Annotated in this window: 8 protein-coding genes; 4 read left to right on the forward strand and 4 right to left on the reverse strand. The window is 65.5% G+C overall.

Going from position 1 to position 14,944, the window contains the following annotated elements; genetic code table 11:
• Window positions 1-265 precede the first annotated feature (265 nt).
• Complete coding sequence (locus tag CR165_RS23125; protein WP_109519263.1) at window positions 266-1,060, forward strand: hypothetical protein; 795 nt, start codon at window positions 266-268, stop codon at window positions 1,058-1,060.
• Window positions 1,061-1,187: 127 nt separating this feature from the next.
• Window positions 1,188-4,322, forward strand: a complete 3,135-nt coding sequence (locus CR165_RS23130; RefSeq protein ID WP_219929843.1) for a DEAD/DEAH box helicase — start codon at window positions 1,188-1,190, stop codon at window positions 4,320-4,322.
• A gap of 71 nt (window positions 4,323-4,393) precedes the next feature.
• Here CR165_RS23130 and CR165_RS23135 read toward each other — a convergent pair whose 3' ends face one another.
• Genes CR165_RS23135 through CR165_RS23150 form a run of 4 tightly spaced genes read right to left on the reverse strand, consistent with a single transcriptional unit; the run spans window position 4,394 to window position 10,075 of the window.
• Window positions 4,394-7,603, reverse strand: a complete 3,210-nt coding sequence (locus CR165_RS23135; RefSeq protein ID WP_109519265.1) for an error-prone DNA polymerase — start codon at window positions 7,601-7,603, stop codon at window positions 4,394-4,396.
• Complete coding sequence (locus tag CR165_RS23140) at window positions 7,600-7,824, reverse strand: hypothetical protein (RefSeq protein WP_109519266.1); 225 nt, start codon at window positions 7,822-7,824, stop codon at window positions 7,600-7,602. Before CR165_RS23140 ends, CR165_RS23135 begins: the two co-directional genes overlap by 4 nt.
• Before the next feature lie 15 nt (window positions 7,825-7,839).
• Complete coding sequence (locus tag CR165_RS23145; RefSeq protein WP_245906713.1) at window positions 7,840-9,258, reverse strand: Y-family DNA polymerase; 1,419 nt, start codon at window positions 9,256-9,258, stop codon at window positions 7,840-7,842.
• A gap of 19 nt (window positions 9,259-9,277) precedes the next feature.
• Complete coding sequence (locus tag CR165_RS23150; protein WP_109519268.1) at window positions 9,278-10,075, reverse strand: ImuA family protein; 798 nt, start codon at window positions 10,073-10,075, stop codon at window positions 9,278-9,280.
• A 332-nt stretch (window positions 10,076-10,407) separates the two neighbouring features.
• Between CR165_RS23150 and CR165_RS23155 the strand changes: the two genes are divergently transcribed.
• Both CR165_RS23155 and CR165_RS23160 read left to right on the forward strand, forming a co-directional pair.
• Window positions 10,408-12,489, forward strand: coding sequence for a hypothetical protein (locus CR165_RS23155; RefSeq protein WP_109519269.1), 2,082 nt, complete (start codon window positions 10,408-10,410; stop codon window positions 12,487-12,489).
• Between the two features lie 194 nt (window positions 12,490-12,683).
• Window positions 12,684-14,939: a hypothetical protein gene (locus CR165_RS23160; RefSeq protein WP_109519270.1), complete on the forward strand. Its 2,256-nt coding sequence runs from the start codon at window positions 12,684-12,686 to the stop codon at window positions 14,937-14,939.
• The last annotated feature ends 5 nt before the right edge of the window (window positions 14,940-14,944 follow it).

The raw sequence follows: 14,944 nt of genomic DNA on the forward strand, positions 1-14,944 counted from the left end.
ATCTGTCGGGTAGCGCCGCCGCTCAAACGCTGCCTGCCGGGCACGGTGTTCCTTGGTCCACATCCAGCCCATCTGGCCACGCAGGGACGCCCAAACACCTCACCACCAGCATTCTCAAACAGGCAGTTAGGAAGGTTCCTATCGCCTCAAAGCCTATAATCATTGGTAATTGAAACGATTCCAGATGCGTTTTATAGCTTTCGCCCCGTGATAGAGATCGGGCGCCTGCTCCGCCAGCGGCGTGTTCAAGCAGGATGGTTACCGAGTGACACTGACGCTTCAAAGGGTGGAGGCACCCGACCTCTGTGAAGGCTCTGAGTGGACTGTGGTCGACCAGGACGTCTTAGCCGAGCAGATTGCGCGGATCGCCGTAGGTCAATATCGTCATGTCGCCAGGATCTTGCTTGGTGCGGGCGCGTCAGCCGCCAACGTCATCCAAGCGGCGAAGAAGGACGCCGTTGCCCTTCTCTCGCTCAAACCTGAAGAAAAGCCCTGGCATCGCGACGGGTGGGTCTTTCAGGCGATCTCCTGGATTGCCGCTCACAGCGACGGAAGCGTCGCGATCCGAGCCCCCCACCTAATCAAAGCACATAAGGGCTTCGATGGGCTGAAATTGGAGTTCAGCGATACTGGTGCGGTCACTGCGGTAGTCGTCTTCGAGGATAAAGCAACTGACAATCCACGAGACACCATCCGCGATGATGTATGGCCGGGCATCGTGCGCCTTGAACAGGGCGAGCGCAGCAACGAGCTGAGCCAGGAGGTCAGTGCTCTTCTAGAAACTCAGTTGAAGTCCTTCCCAGATTTAGACGTCGATGCTGCGGTGCAGGAAATCGCGTGGAAGGAAGCGAGGCGCTACCGTGTTGCAATCACCGTAGACAAGTCGCACGCCAACGCCAAGCTGCGGATGGCCTTGTTCAAAGACTTCGACAGCCACGCTCCTGGCGACACCAGTCGGCGTCTTGCAGAGACAATGCATGTGTCTGACCTACGGCCTTGGATGCAGGCCTTTGCAAACCTAGTGATCACCAAGATTAACGGCCTGCCTGACAATGTTTGATCCGGAGACGGTCGAGCTGATCCAGCGGGCTCCACCGCTAGAGGGTCTTGATCTAGCGGCTTTACCGCAAGTTCTAACTGATGCCTTCGCCACGGTTGTCGCCGCTCGAATCCGCCTGCGGTCTGGGGTGCCTGATCCCGAAGGTACTGAGATTGCGGATACCCTGACGCTGCTGACCCGGTTGGCTGCTACCCATGAAATCCACGTCGCCCTTATGCCGGATCGGGACAATCGAGCTGCTGCGGCCTTTGTCGCGGCGTCCGCGCATCAAGCTCGTCGGCTCGCTCGGGTAGGCGTGCAGCCCGCAACTCGGATCAACGCCACAAGCATAAGTTCGGAAATTAGCGCAGCACTATTGTTCCTTGTCGCCGAAGCTTATCCAGACGCGGCGGAGGCTGCCAAGCGAATTGTAGTCGATGACCTCGCTGTCGGATCAACTGAAAGGGCCTTGTTAACCGCACTGAGGAAGCTGTCAGAAGGCCGATTGGCTGAGATTATATCCGATTCTCTTCCGGACCTTACCGCTACGGCTTCTGAAGATCGCGCATTGGAGAGCCTCCTCAATCTCCTGCTGCGCGGCGTGCGCGCCTTAGCTCGCCAGCTACGCAACACCGCTTTGGCCGATGAAGGAGTTGCCGCGCGGCAAATATTCCTGCGTGTTAAAGCGTTGTGCATCGACGAACTCGCTGATCCTTTTGGTGACGGCCGTGCAGCCTACAGCGTATTCTCCGGTCCGTTACATCTCGCTAATCTGTTGATCGCTGCCGAGAGGGATATTGGCACAGCGGCCCTCGCTCATTTGCCCGCGCCGTCAGGAGTTGGCGTCGAGGGCTGGGTCGGGATTTTGAAGCGTATGGTCAGGTCTCGTCCGTTTCTGTGGCGGAATCATAGAATGGCCATTGGGCAAGGCCTTCTGGAGCCAGGGCAATCCGCCGCGATCAGCTTTCCAACGGGGGCTGGGAAGTCAACGCTTTCGGAGCTTAAAATTGCTACGGCTCTCCTGCGGGGACAACAAGTCGTCTTCCTTGCTCCTACACACGCGCTGGTGGCGCAGACCGCGAAGGCACTTCAGAAGACCTTCAACGATGCGTCCGTGATTGGTGATGTTGACGACGAGATAGCTCTTTCGCTGGAGATAGAATTTCCTGAAATCATCGTGACGACACCGGAACGCTGCTTGATGTTGCTGGCCATCCAGCCAGAAGCATTCGCAGGTCTCGGTCTCATCGTTTTCGACGAATGTCACCTGATCCACGCACGCCCCGACGACAGGAGCCGACGCGGGCTGGACAGTATGCTGTGTCTCCTCAACCTAACCCAAGCTGCGCCAGAGGCAGATTTGCTGCTGCTGTCAGCGATGATGAAGAATACTGCGGAGCTCGCTGGTTGGCTCAAGACCCTGACTGGCCGCGACTGCTTGTCTCTAGACTTGGCCTGGAAGCCGACGCGGCAAGCACGAGGTTGTGTCGTCTACGACATGGAACAGCTAAGGAAGCTGAATGAGCAGTTGCGTGTAGCGCGGATTGCGAAGCCATCTCAGAAATCTGTTCCCGCTGGAGTGAAGCGCAGTCTTTCGGCGGCACCTTTCGGGTTCTTCGGTCTGCGGCAGACCTGGAATTCGACCGACCGCCGAGACTACGCTCTGCGACTTCTACTCGATACCCCGACGCTTTTGGGTACTAGCACAGGCTCCAGATGGTATCTGACCCCGAATGGAAATGAGGTTAGTACAGCCATAGCGGCAAACTCGGTCGGTGCTGGCATGAAGACTCTTGTTTTCGTTCAGAATACGGTTGCATCCGCCAAATGCGTTAGGGATTTCGCAAAGCACCTCGCCCCTCGGGAGGTTGCTCTCACCGATGAGGAGGCAGCTTTGCGTGCGCTTGTCGTCGAAGAGATGGGCGGACCAGAGCACTGCTACCTTGCTGTTGATGACACGGGAAAAGTCAGTGCTGGCGCCGCCAGTCACCATGCACTGCTACTCGCGAAGGAGCGTGAACTTCACGAAAGCATTTTTCGGCGGAAGGATGGGATCCACGCGCTATTCGCAACGTCGACACTTGCGCAGGGCATGAACCTACCGAGTGAGGTGGTGATCATTTGTGGCGACAGCCGTTTTGATCCGCAGTCTGACAAGCTGAAGCAGCTTGAAGCGCATGAACTGCTGAACGCGGCTGGCCGTGCGGGCCGTGCAGGAGAAGGTTCCCAAGGTTTCGTTCTCCTCGTGCCCAGTCATGTCATTGGCTTTGATCAGGCAAAGTCACTCATAAGCCAGGATTGGATGGATCTCCGCGCCATTTTTCAGCAGTCGGACCAGTGCTTGGTTATCGAAGATCCAATGGTGGCGGTGCTCGACGATATCCACGATGGGATCACTCGGACAGGCCTCGCGGCGTATCTGCTAGGGCGACTTCCGGTCGCGAGGGCGGATGGCGGGCCTGATCCTGCTGAAGCCATGCTGAAGCGATCCTTCGCCGCTTATGCTAAGGCAAAGTCAGGCGATCCTGAATGGATTCTCTCGCGAGTTGCGTCAGCCCTCGAGGCGCGGCCAGCAGCCGCGGCTACTGATGTTCACTGGCTGGGCTTGGTGGCCGCCTCTACAGGGTTGTCGATCGAGCTCCTACAGAGCCTTCTTGCTCTCGTTGATAGTAGCGCGTTTGCCGGGAACGCTAAACAGGCCATGGCGGAGTTGTTCGCGTGGATGCGGCAGCTCCCACTACGTTTGATGGATTTAGTTCGCCCCGAGAGCTTGGAGGGATTGTTCGGCGACGCCTACAAGGAGTTGGAGACCGATCATGATCGTGCGCTGCAGGCGTTGGACTTGATTGAAAAAATCCTCCCAATCTGGATGTCTGGCGCACCACTTTGTTCCATTGAAGCCGCCGTGGAGGGAAAAACCACAAGCTTGAATTACTGCGTTACCGCCCGCCATTTCGCTACGCGGGTAGCCCCAGATCTTGCTTTTGTTGCTGGCTTACCAGCCAGACTTCTACTTGCACGGTTTGCGGCAACCTCTCCGGGCCTAGATCCTGAAATTCCTGCGGTGCTCGCCACGTTGGGCAGCGTTATACGAGAAGGATGCGACTCTCCGGAGGCCTTGGCAGCGCGACTTGAGGCTGGTCGTTCGGTGTCGCGTGTCGCTGCACGCGCTCAGTATGAGCAGGCACTTCCATATCTTGGGCCTTTGCCGCCCAACGAGCCCTTTGAGGCTACCCGAGCGCGCGTTCGCGCTGCCATAGGGATTTCTCTTCTTCTTGACTAGGTCGCCGCCTCGATTGAACGGGCCAGAAACAGGTGTTTGCGACGTCTGTGACGGCGAAGAGGAAGCTCTTTCTACCTGAAATCCCGCGTCGGCACCTTGATTCCTGACCCCAGCCGCAGGTCCGGGATGTAGATGTCCCGCACCCGGTGCACAGCCGGGTCCGGCGCATCGCCCTGGCCGCCCTCCCGCTGCGCGACGCCCTGAAGCATGCCGGTGAGGTCCTCCACCTCCTTGACGATGACGTGGATGACCTCGCCCTCGCGCTGCACCCGGCCGCGGATGCCCATCATGCCCGCCGTCAGGATCACGCGGCGCCGTTCCTCGAACAGCGACGGCCAGACGATCAGGTTGGCGACGCCGGTCTCGTCCTCGACGGTGATGAACATGACGCCCTTGGCCGAGCCCGGCTTCTGCCTGACCAGCACCATGCCCGCGAGCTGGATGCGCTTATAGTCGCGGGTCGTGGCCAGGTCGCCGCAGGTCACCATGCCCATGGCCGCGAGGTCCCGCCGCAGGAAGGCGAGAGGATGCCGCCGCAGGCTGAGGCCGGTGCTGCGGTAATCCTCCACCACCTGCTGCCCCTCGCGCATGGCGGCCAGACTGACCGGCGCCTCGACGATCTCGGGTTCCGGCATGCTGCCCCGGTCGGCCGCCGCGAACAGGGGCAGGGCCGCGTCGGCCAGCCCGCGCACCTCCCACAGCGCCCGGCGCCGGTCCAGGCCCAGGCCGCCGAAGCCGTCCGCCTCCGCCAGCCGCTCCAGCGCGGCAGGCGGCGTGCCCGCGCGGCGCCAGACCTCCTCGATGCCGCGGTAGGGCTCGGCGCCGCGGTGGGCGACCAGCCGGGCGGCATCGGCGTTGTTCAGGCGCTTCACCATCCGCAGGCCGAGCCGCACCGCCAGCCGTGAACTGCGGCCAGCCTCCAGCGTGCAGTCCCAGCGCGAGGCGTTGACGCAGACCGGGCGGACCTCAACGCCGTGCTCCCGCGCGTCTCGCACCACCTGGGCGGGCGCGTAGAAGCCCATGGGCTGGCTGTTCAGCAGGGCGGCGCAGAACACCTCCGGGTGGTGGCACTTCACCCAGGCGCTGGCATAGGCGATCAGCGCAAAGGAGGCGGCATGGCTCTCTGGGAAACCGTAGGAGCCGAAGCCCTCCAGCTGCCCGAAGGTCCGCTCGGCGAACTCTGGGGTGTAGCCGCGCTCCACCATGCCGTTGACCAGCTTGTCCCGGAACACCGACACGCCGCCGGTGAACTTGAAGGTGGCCATGGACCGCCGCAACTGGTCGGCCTCGGTCGCCGTGAATCCGGCGCAGTGGATCGCCACCTGCATCGCCTGCTCCTGGAACAGCGGCACGCCGAGCGTCTTGCCCAGAACCCTCCTGAGCTCCGGCTTCGGGTAGCTGACCGGCTCCAGCCCCTCGCGGCGCCGTAGGTAGGGATGCACCATGTCGCCCTGGATCGGGCCGGGGCGGACGATCGCGACCTGGATGACGAGGTCGTAGAAGGTGGTCGGCTTCATGCGGGGCAGCATGGCCATCTGCGCCCGGCTCTCGATCTGGAAGGTGCCGAGCGTGTCGGCGCGCCGGATCATGGCGTAGGTCGCCGGGTCCTCCGCTGGGACCGAGGCCATGTCGAGGCCGAGGCCGCGATGCTCCTCGATGAGCTCGAAGGCCCGGCGCAGGCAGCCCAGCATGCCCAGGCCGAGCACATCGACCTTCATGAAGCCGAGCTCGTCGATGTCATCCTTGTCCCACTCGACGACCTGCCGCCCGGCCATTGCGGCGGGGGCGATGGGCACCAGGTCGTCCAGCCGGTCCCGCGTCAGCACGAAACCGCCGGGATGGGTGCCGAGCTGGCGGGGAAAGCCGATGAGCTCGCGGGCCAGCTCCAGCGTCAGCCGCAGGCGCCGGTCGGCCAGGTTGAGGTTGAGCTCGGCGGTGTGCTCCGGCTGCACGCCCTCCTCGGACCAGCCCCAGACCTGCGAGGACAGGGCGCTGGTGACGTCCTCGGTCAGCCCCACGACCTTGCCGACGTCGCGCACGGCGCCGCGGGCGCGGAAACGCATCACGGTGGCGCAGAGCGCCGCCCGGTCCCGGCCGTAGCGGCCGTAGATCCACTGGATGACCTCCTCACGCCGCTCGCCCTCGAAGTCGACGTCGATGTCCGGCGGCTCCCGGCGCTCAGCCGAGATGAAGCGCTCGAACAAGAGGCCGGAGCGGACCGGGTCGATGGAGGTGATGCCCAGCACGTAGCAGACCGCCGAGTTGGCCGCGCTGCCGCGGCCCTGGCACAGGATGCCGATGCTGCGGGCGTGGCGGACGATGCTATGAACCGTCAGGAAGTAGGGCGCGTAGCCGAGGCCGCTGATGAGGCGCAGCTCGTGGCGGATCTGCGCCGCCACGTCGTCCGGCACGCCATCCGGATAGCGGCGCGGTGCCGCCTCGTGGACCAGATCCTCCAGCGCCTGCTGCGGCGTGATGGAAGGATCGTCGACCTCGTCGGGGTACTGGTAGCGCAGCTCGTCCAAGGAAAAGCGGCAGCGTTCCAGGATTTCCAGCGAGCGCGCCAGTGCCTCGGGATGGCGGCGGAACAGCCGCGCCATTTCCTTGGGCTCGCGCAGGTGCCGGTCGACCGAGCGCTCGCGGCGAAACCCGGCGGCCTCGACCGTGCAGCCCTCGCGGATGCAGGTGACGACGTCCTGCAGGATGTGCCGGTCCGGGTGGTGGTAGAGCACGTCGCCGGTGACGACGCTGCGCACGCCTGCCGCCTGCGCCATGTCCTCCAGCAAGCGCAGTCGCACCGCGTCGCCCGGGCGCCGCAGCAGCGTCAGCGCCAGATAGGCGCGGTCACCGAAGGTGGTGCGGTGCCGCTGCAGGACAGGCGGCAAATCTTTGTCCGCAGCCCCTGGGACAAGGATGGCGATGAGTCCCTCGGCATGCGCGGCCAGATCCCGCCACCCCAGCTCGCAGCGACCGGCGCCGCCACGTGCCTTGCCGAGCGACAGCAGGCGGCAGAGGCGGGCGTAGGATTCGCGATCGGTCGGGTAGACCAGGGCGGGCGGGCTGTCCGTCAGGCCGAGGCGGCAGCCCACCACCAGCCGCACGCCGGTTTCCCTGGCGTAGCGGTGGCAGGCGACGATGCCCGCCAGGCTGTTGCGGTCAGTGATGCCGAGGGCGGGCACGCCCAGCGCGGCGGCCTGGGCAAAGAGTTCCTGAGGGTGGCTGGCGCCGCGCAGAAAGGAGTAGTTGGTGGTGACCTGCAGCTCGGCGTAGGGCGCCGTCACCGCCGGTGGTGCGGCGTGGTGGACGGCGCCGCCGCCTCAGGCTTGCGCATCAGCACGTAGCCGCAGCGCTCCAGATGCCGCACCAGGCGCTCGGCGGTGATGCGTGCCATCGCCTCATCGGCATGGTGGACGCGCTTCCGGCCGTCGAAACGCAGCGCGTAGGACAAGGAATCCGCGATCTCGTCGGCCGAGGCGGGGGCGAGGGGTGGTTGGTCGACCATGGCCAGAAATCCTTGTCAGAAGATGCCGTGCAGAAACCAGGAAAGGTCGCCGGTGGCCGGGTCGGCGCCGTCGCCGCGCCGGAACAGCCAGAAGCGGTTGCCGTCCTCGTCCTCCACGGCCCAGTAGTCGCGCACGGCGGCGACCTCGCCGGTGCGGCGCCACCACTCGCCCGCGATTCGCTCGGGGCCGTCGGCGCGCCGCACGCGATGGCGGACGCGGCGCCAGGTGAAGGTGGCGGGCGGGTGGTCCGGCAGCGCCGATAGCGCCTCCACCGGCTGCGGCGGGTGCAGCAGCCGCACCGGGCGCCGCAAATCCTTGGGCCAGATGGCCTCGGCCTCGGCCGCCATCGGGAAGCCGACCGCGATGGCGCGCTCGGGCACATCGCTCTCGCGCGGAAGCACGCTGAAGACGCGGTTCTCGCCGAAGCGGCTGGCCAGCCGGTCCACCAGCGGCGCCAAGTCGACTCCTTGCTCGTCGTCCCCGTGCAAGGAGGAGCGCACCTGGGTCGGCAGAATGGGCTCGGCGAGCGTGACCACCAGGCGCATGGCGGAGACGCCGAATCCTGGCTCGACGGTGTCCAGCCTTTCCTTGAGCAGGCGCCCGAGGTGGTGCGCGTCCCGGGACGGCCGTGAGGTGCCGATCCGCACGACCTGCACGGCGTCGTCCACACGCTCGAAGAGCAGGTCCATCTGCCAGGCGCCCAGGCCGCCCGCCTCCAGTTGGGCACAGACCGGCGCGACGAGGCGCTCGACCGCGATGGCCAGCGCCGTTGCGGTCAGCAGCGGTTCCAGGAAGGCGGCGGCGTGCTGTGCGGCATCGGGCGGCAGCACCGGTGTGATCGGCTTGCTCTCGCAGCCAAGCGCCTGGTCCAGGCGCCGCAGGAGGTCACCGCCGAACCGGCGGGCCAGCGGACCACGGGGCATGGAGAGCAACTGGCCGACGAGGTCGATGCCGAGGCGCCGAAGCGCCGCAACGGTCCCAGAATCCACCCGCAGGGTGGCGACCGGCAGCAGCGCCAGGGCATCCACCTGCCCGCCGGGTGCGATGACCGTGATGGGCTTGGTGCTATAGCGGGCTATGGCCCAGGCGGCGCCGGGCGTGTCGGCAATGGCCGCATGTGCGGCGATGCCCGCCCGCTCCAGGCGGGTGACGATGGCCCCCAGCAGGCTGTCCTCGCCGCCATGCAGGTGCGCGCAGCCGGTGGCGTCGATCCAGAGGCCGTCCGGCGGCGCCGCAGAGGTCAGCGGTGACCAGCGCAGGCACCAAGCCGCCAGGTCGCGGAGCGCCACGGCATCGCCTTCCGGGTCGGCCTCGGCCACCTCCAGCCCGGGCACCATCGCCTGCGCGTGGCTCAGCGCCATACCAGGGCGCAGGCCCAGCGCCAACGCCGCTTGGTTCGCGGCGGCGATGACCTGCCGGTTGCCGTCGTGCATGCGGGTCACCAGCGGCGCCTCAAGCAGCGGCGGCTCGGTCGGCGGCCGCGCGCCTGTGGAAGCGGCTTGGCGCCGTCGCAGCCGGTCGGTGGGCCAAGTCGGCAGGAAGAGCGAGATGACCCTGCGCATCGCAGGCCTCCAGTATCCAGGAGCCGGGCATACCGCCGCGGCACCGCATCAGGTCGAGTTGCCACCGCGCCCGGCCCAGACCTGGAGTCTCGGGCGAGTGGGGTAGAGGGGGTGGCGAGGGGAGGCAGGCAACCTTCCAGCGGGTGACAGCGGCCGTGGGTTCGGACAGCAGCAGGTCGTTCAGCTTGGGCCCGCGCCGGATCAGGAAAGCCATGGCGCCCGATGCCTCGGCCGCGAGTTGCAGGCGCCGCGATGCCGTCAGGCTGAGGCGACCCGAGTATTCCCCGACCACCCCGGCCAGACCGCGATGGCGCAGGCCCTCCTCCATGGCCAGCAGCACCGAGCGGCCTGCCTCCACGTGCACGACTCGCGAGCCTGGCAGCCCCACCCCGGCCAGGGCAGGAGCGAACAGGTCGAAGTGCTCGGACGCCCACAGCACAGGCCCACCGGCACGGGCCAGGATGCCCGCCACGAGCAGGGCGGCCGCCGAGGCGTGCTCGACGTTGGCGCCAGCCCCCGCGACCTCGTGAAGGGCACCGCGAGCGAGGCCGCCATGCGGCAGCCCGTCATCCAGCACCGGGAGTCCGAAAGCCAACGTCGGGCGGGCACGTGCATCGCCATGGCCCTCGATACGGGCCACCTGCTCACGCAGTTCATTCAGCAATGCCGCCTTGCCTGGAATCGCCATGGCTCCCTCTATCAACCAAAGAGAACATAAAGCGAACAAAAAAGTTTTGGGGAGCCTCCCGTTGGGGGCAATTAACTCTACGGGTCGCTTCGGCAGAGCAACCCGGACACTCAGCGATCCAGGCAAGGCGGCAAAAAGGCCTCAGAACACGTATCAGGGACAGTAGAGCTTACGCTGTTGAAAACGTGAAACGGTCCCGAATTGACGGATCAATCTAAATATTTACTAAATTTACCACAGCCTGTGCGCGGAGCGTCCAGGGGCCCCGGTAGGCCTGCCTCAAAGAGACTTCCGCTCCGGAGGGGTCTCAGAAGCCCGTGAGACCCTCACCGATGCACCCTTTCGTGTTTGTCCGCAACGATATCCAAAACGGCTCTGAACTCTGGTTGGGGAACCATTCCGGCGCATCTGTCAGGGTGCTGAAGGACATCTGGCCGGGCGCTCACGGATCGGACATCAAGAGCCTGACCCCGTCGGCCGGTGGCAGGGCGGTTTTCACGGCGCAGGATCCCGAGCACGGCTATGAGCTCTGGGTGACCGACGGCACCGCCGAGGGCACCGTCCTCCTGTACGACATCAACGACACGGACGGCTCGCAGCGCCCGGCCGGGCTCACCACCCTGTCCGACGGCCGTGTGGTGTTCACTGCCAGCAACTCCAGCAGCGGCAGCGAATTGTGGGTGACCGATGGCACCCGCGAGGGCACCCGCCTGATGCTCGACCTGGCGCCGGGTGCAGACAGCACGGCTTTCACCGGCGGGATCCACCCGCTTGCCGATGGCCGCTTCTATTTCGCGACCAACGTTCCGGCGCCGGGCGAGGACATCGGCGCCACGCTCTGGGTGAGTGACGGAACGCCCGAGGGTACCAAGGCTGTGACCCGGTACTTCGGCGACAATGTTTTGCTCGAAGACGGGAGGATGTTCCTCAACAGCGGGGGCGGCCAGATCACCGTGACGGACGGCACGGCCGAGGGCACGCGGACCATTGGCGGCCTACCCGATCCCAGTGCCGTCTCCATCGACTTCCTGCACCCGGTCGGTGAAGGCAGCGTTCTGATCAAGGTGACGCCGCGTGGCTGGAGCGAGGCCGGACCCAGCATTCCGGGTGGCCTCCAGTTCTACACCACCGACGGGACCAGCACCCGCCTCCTGATGCAGGCCGACATGGTGCGGGGCGGATACACGCAGGACCTTGGGAATGGAAGGTCGGTGCTGGCGGTGACGGTCGACGGGGTGCCCAAGGTCTTCGTCACGGACGGGACCGAGGAGGGCACGGCGGCGCTCCCGAGCGGCGGCAAATGGGTGCCTGCGGGAGACGGTCAGGCCGTGTCCAGCATGAACGGCGCGATCATGCTTCTTGGTCATGGTGGCTTGGACACCCTCATCGGTCCGGACGATGCACTGGGGATGTATCCGACGGCCGTCGCCAAGCTGCCTGATGGCACCTACCTGCTGGAGACCCGGTCCTCGGCGACCAGCGAGACGGTGACATGGCGTACGGACCTGACCGCCGAGGGCACGCATCTTGCCCCTGACTTGGCGGGCCTCGATCTTTGGAAGGGGAATTTCGCACCCATTGGAGCGTCCGCGGATAATCCTGTGACGCCGGAGGTTCCAAGCACCCCCGAGACGCCGACGCAGCCCGAGACGCCGACGCAGCCCACACATGAATGGGCGGCGGAGATGTCGGTTTTCGACAAGGCGTTCTACCTGTCAAAGTACGCCGACGTCGCGGCGTCGGGAGCTGACCCGCTGGCGCACTTCATGCAGTTCGGCGCGGCCGAGGGGCGCGATCCCAACAGCCACTTCGACGTGTCGTTCTACCTGAACCAGAACCCCGACGTGCTGGCAGCCGGGGTGAACGCCCTCGAGCACTACATGTCGGCAGGCTGGAAAGAGGGGCGTGACGCCTCCTTCTCCTTCGACGGCGCAGCCTATCTCGAAGCCAATTCTGATGTGGCGTCGGCCGGGATGAACCCGCTGGAACACTTCCTCCTGCACGGCGAAGCCGAGGGCCGGGACGCGTTCCAGGCGGCACCGAAGACCACCGGGCCACAGAACGCCCTGGTGGACGCCTCCTTCTACTACGCGACCTACGGCGACGTGGCGAAGGAGGGTCTGGATGCCACCCAGCACTTCATGACCTCCGGCTGGAAGGAGGGCCGCGACGCCAACGCATTCTTTGATACGGATTGGTACCTCGCCACCTACCAAGACGTGGCCGAGGCCGGGATGAATCCGCTCGAGCACTACCTCGCGCACGGCGCCGCCGAGCACCGCGCTCCCAGCACGGCCTTCGACGGCGACGCCTACCTCGCCGCCAACGTGGATGTCGCCAATGCTGGCATGAACCCGCTCGAGCACTACCTGCAGTTCGGCCGGGCCGAGGGGCGCGACATCTTCGCGGGCTGATTTGTCTCCAATGGCGACCCAGATCGGACACCTCCTTTGAGGTGTCCGATCTGGACTAGGCGGCAGCAGATCCTGCACTGGGAGGCGCTGCGCTCGCTTTCGGAAAGCCGACCTAGCGATGGCGGGTGACGGGGACCTGGGACGTATTTGATGCCTGCCAATCCTTATGCGGACCGAGAAGGGTGGAATAGCTTATGGTCACGTCGAGCACGTATTTAACTTCCGGTCCCGTCGGTGAGACGGGCCGCCCAGGGCTTTGGCTGAGCGATGCCGAGACCGGCGAGCGGCGCCTGATCTCCGAGCATCTGCTGAGCCCGATCATGGAGCTTGCCCCGGGGCGGCTGATCGCCATCGGCAACGACGGCACGCATGGCGACGAGCTGTGGGTGACCGACGGCACCGAGGCGGGAACGTCCATGCTCAAGGACATCCACCCGAGTGGCGACCCTCCGGCTGGCCAGCCGCCCGCGGGCTACCCACACAGCTTCACGCGCCTCGACGACGAGCGTGCCCTGTTCGTCGCCAACGACGGTGTCAACGGCTACAGCATCTGGGTGACAGACGGGACCGCAGACGGCACCCGCATGGTGACCGACCTGTTCCCGGCGCACCAATGGTCGTCGTTCAAGGGGTTCGTCCCGCTGGGCGACGGGCGGGTCACCTTCGTCGCGAGCGAGAACTCCGACAAGGCAGGCGTATGGGTGACCGATGGCACCGCGCAGGGCACCCATCTCCTCACCTATGGTCTGTCGTACAACAACGTGGAGACCGCGGTCGCCTTAGGCGACGGCAAGGCGGTCTACCACAACGAGATGAAGTATGACGGCACCGGCGGTGAGTATTGGGTGACGGACGGCACGGCTGCCGGAACTCGCATCCTTGACGTTCCGTGGGATGACGTCCGCGGCAGGATTCCGGGCACCGACATGACGCCCTCGGCTGACGGCAAGGTCATCGTCAGCGTGCCGGGGAGCAAGGACGGCGCCATCGCAGGTGCCATCTGGATCACGGACGGCACGAAGACCGGGACGTTCCGCCTGTTCGAGGTGCCCGAAGGCCATCTTGTCGGCACCTCGGCATACACGGATCTCGGCGACGGCCGGACGCTCGTCAGCGTGCACGGGGCCATGGGGTCGAACAGCAGCAGGGTGTGGGTGACCGACGGGACTGCGGAAGGCACCTTCGCCGTCGAAGGCGACTGGAGCGGAACGCCTGGATCCAGCTTCATTCCGATCGGGGATGGGCAAGCCATCCACATGGAGCCGGAAGGCGGGGGCCGTGGGCCGTCCTCCATCTGGCTGTTCGACGGTGAGCAAAGGGTCCTGCTCAAGGCCGCGAGCATGGACAACCCGCCCGCCGACCTGGTCACCTACACGCAGATGCCTGACGGGCGCACGCTGTTCATCGGGACGGACTACGAGCTGAACCGCAAGGAGCTGTGGGTCACGGACGGGACGGCGGCTGGCACCAAGCTGATCGCAGAGGACTACAGGGACAGCTTCCCCAGGCAGACCTCGCTGCCCTTCCATGCCGATGGTGGTGAAACCGACTGCGGCTGCCCACCCAATCCCGAGACGCCGACCCAGCCCGAGGTGCCCACCACCCCCGACACGCCTGCCGGACCAGAGGTGCCGACGCAGCCCGAGCCCCCGGCTGATCCGGAAGCTCCCGTGCAGCCCGGAACACCAATTGCGCCCGTCAAGCACGAGTGGTCGGCGGCCAACGGCCTGTTCGACGTCGCCCACTACTTGGCGAGCAACCCCGACGTGGCCGCGTCCGTCCTAGACCCCTTCGCGCACTTCCTTGAATGGGGCGCCAAGGAGGGCCGCGACCCGAACAGCCATTTCGACGTTTCGTTCTACCTGAACCAGAACCCCGACGTGCTGGCGGCCGAGGTGAACGCTCTCGAGCACTACATGGCGACGGGCTGGAAGGAGGGACGTGATGCCTCCTTCGCCTTCGACGGCGATGCATACCTCGAGGCCAACGCTGACGTGGCGGCCGCCGGGATGAACCCGCTGGAGCACTTCCTCCGGCACGGCGAAGCGGAGGGCCGGGACGCGTTCCAGGCGGCACCGAAGACCACCGGCCCGCAGAACGCCCTGGTGGATGCCTCCTTCTACTACGCCACCTACGGCGACGTGGCGAAGGAGGGCGTGGATCCCACCCAGCACTTCATGTCAGCGGGCTGGACGGAAGGCCGCGACGCCAATGCGTTCTTCGACACGGACTGGTACCTCGCCACCTACCAGGACGTGGCCAAGGCCGGTGTGAACCCGCTCGAGCATTACCTCGCGCACGGCGCCGCCGAGCACCGGGTTCCGAGTGCGGCCTTCGACGGCGACGCCTACCTCGCCGCCAACGCGGACGTGGCCGAGGCCGGGCTGAACCCGCTCGAGCACTACCTGCAGTTCGGCCGGGCCGAGGGTCGCGACATCTTCGCAGCCTGAGCGAA

Source organism: Teichococcus aestuarii, from assembly GCF_003116135.1.
Taxonomy (GTDB): domain Bacteria; phylum Pseudomonadota; class Alphaproteobacteria; order Acetobacterales; family Acetobacteraceae; genus Pseudoroseomonas; species Pseudoroseomonas aestuarii.